Annotated in this window: 1 protein-coding gene and 1 pseudogene; both read right to left on the minus strand. The window is 56.2% G+C overall.

The features are described from left to right. A pseudogene (locus ACIOVB_RS27480) lies at nt 1–287 on the minus strand (2-oxoglutarate dehydrogenase E1 component); the annotation flags it as partial. A 251-nt stretch (nt 288–538) separates the two neighbouring features. Beyond that, nucleotides 539–1172, minus strand: a 634-nt coding sequence (locus ACIOVB_RS27485) for a succinate dehydrogenase iron-sulfur subunit (protein WP_401272274.1), incomplete at its 5' end; no start/stop codon positions are given.

Genomic DNA, 1172 nt, shown 5'->3' on the forward strand with positions numbered 1-1172 from the left:
ACTTCAACTTGCTTCTTCTCGTGCTCGCTGCTCACGCTCCCGGCGGAAACCGGTTGAGCGCGGCGCTGGTTCTTTGCCAGCAGCACGAAATGATCGCGAATCGTCGAGTGCGAAACATCAGTGGCAGAGTTGCCGTCGGCAGGCAACTTCTGAAAGTAGGTGCGCCACTCTTCTGGCACAGCGTTAGGGTCGTGCAGGTAGAGCTCATAAAGCTCTTCCACATAGGCAGCGTTTCCACCTGAAAGGTAGGCGCTGTTCCACATGCGCTGCATCACGCTTTCTTGCATGCTTGGTCACCCTCGGTTAGGGGAACACCATCGGTGTCGACACCGAGCAAACTTGCAGAAGTCCGAATGCAGCGACTAAAACAAGCCACTTAGGATCACACTGATAGTCCGGGTACCAGCCCGGATGCCCCTGCTTGTCTCATTTCTTCAAAATAAGAGCTGCAGCTTGTGACTACTGCTCTGGTTATAGCCATGACGCGGGTTGAAGCCCGCGCCACAGCCTCTACGGTACAGCGGTTACAGCAGCTGAATCACACGCCGCTCGAAAGCAGCATGTTACGGATGTGACCGATGGCCTTAGTCGGGTTCAGGCCTTTCGGACATACGTTGACGCAGTTCATAATGCCCCGGCAGCGGAATACGCTGAACGGGTCATCGAGCGAAGCCAGACGCTCGTTGGTCTTGGTGTCACGACTGTCTGCCAGGAAGCGATAGGCTTGCAGCAGAGCAGCTGGACCCAGGAACTTGTCCGGGTTCCACCAGAAGGACGGGCAAGAGGTCGAGCAGCAAGCGCACAGGATGCACTCGTACAGACCGTCGAGCTTTTCACGCTCTTCTGGCGACTGCAGACGCTCGATGGCCGGAGCCGGCGTGTCGTTCTGCAGGTAAGGCTTCACCTTCTCGTATTGCTTGTAGAAGATGCTCATATCGACGACCAAGTCACGGATAACCGGCAAACCTGGCAGAGGACGAACGATCAACTTGTTACCTTTTACAACGGCGGACAGTGGCGTGATGCAGGCCAGACCGTTCTTGCCGTTGATGTTCATGCCGTCGGAGCCGCAGACACCTTCACGGCAAGAGCGACGATAGGAGAAACCTTCGTCCTGCTCTTTGATGAGGGCCAGCACGTCCAGCACCATCAGGTCTTTACCACCGGTATCG

This window comes from Pseudomonas sp. NPDC087639, assembly GCF_044743385.1.
GTDB lineage: Bacteria > Pseudomonadota > Gammaproteobacteria > Pseudomonadales > Pseudomonadaceae > Aquipseudomonas.